General features: G+C 60.6%; 1 protein-coding gene and 1 pseudogene. Both read left to right on the top strand.

The features are described 5' to 3' along the window. Positions 1–72 precede the first annotated feature (72 nt). On the top strand, positions 73–723 hold a 651-nt coding region (locus tag DY245_RS08715; protein ID WP_244942922.1), incomplete at its 3' end, for a transposase. Between the two features lies 1 nt (position 724). Beyond that, positions 725–1,059 (top strand): annotated as a pseudogene (locus DY245_RS46010) (transposase); the annotation flags it as partial.

Genomic DNA, 1,059 nt, shown 5'->3' on the forward strand with positions numbered 1-1,059 from the left:
AAGGCGGTGGAGGTTTCAGCTGAGAATCTGATTGTCGAAGTCGGAAACCAGCAAAAAAGCAAACCATCCACCATGAGCAAGGATACGGAAAAAGCGGTCGTCGGTCTATCGGGTGTCGGTCTGTCTCTGGACGAATTGGTCCGTGAAGGGGCGCGGCAAGTGATTCAACAAGCGATTGAAGCGGAGCTAGCGGAACTGATGGAACGGCTCGCGAACGTCAAGACTTTGCACGGGCAACGCGCGGTGGTGCGCAACGGGTACTTGCCAGAGCGTGAAGTGTTGACGGCCGCCGGGCCGATCGCGGTGAAGGTGCCGAAGGTGCGGGATCGATCGGGATCGGGCGTGAAGTTCAATTCGACGATCGTGCCGCCGTACTTGAGGAAGTCGCCGCGCGTGAGCGCAGCGTTGCCCTGGCTGTATTTAAAGGGCATCTCGACGGGTGACATGAGCGAAGCGTTGAGCGTGCTGCTGGGCGATGACGCCAAGGGCTTGTCGGCCAACGTGGTGAGCCGCCTGAAGGCGCAATGGGCCGACGAGCATGTGGCGTGGAGCCGGCGTGATATGTCCGAGTCGCACTACGTCTATTGGTGGGTCGACGGCATTCACACGGGGCTGCGCAGCGAGAACTCCGACGGGCAATGCTTGCTGGTCATCATCGGCGTAAAACCGGACGGAAGCAAAGAGCGTGTGGCGATCGGCGATGGGTATCGCGAGACGAAAGCGNTATCGCGAGACGAAAGCGTCGTGGCTGGAGCTGCTGCTCGACCTGAAAAAGCGCGGTCTGAAGGCAGGTCCACGGCTGGCCGTCGGCGACGGTGCAATGGGCTTCTGGGCGGCACTGGAAGAGGTGTTTCCGACCACACGTGGCCAGCGCTGTTGGTTTCACAAGATGGGCAACGTGCTGAACGCGCTGCCCAAGTCGCAACAGGCACGCGCGAAGGCCGATATGCAATCGATCTGGATGGCCGCGACTCGCGCCGACGCGCACGCCGCGTTCGATCGTTTCGTGTCGATCTATGCGGCGAAATATCCGAAGGCGACCGAGACGTTGAAGAAGGA

This window comes from Streptomyces inhibens, assembly GCF_003389455.1.
Classification (GTDB): Bacteria; Actinomycetota; Actinomycetes; order Streptomycetales; family Streptomycetaceae; genus Streptomyces; species Streptomyces inhibens.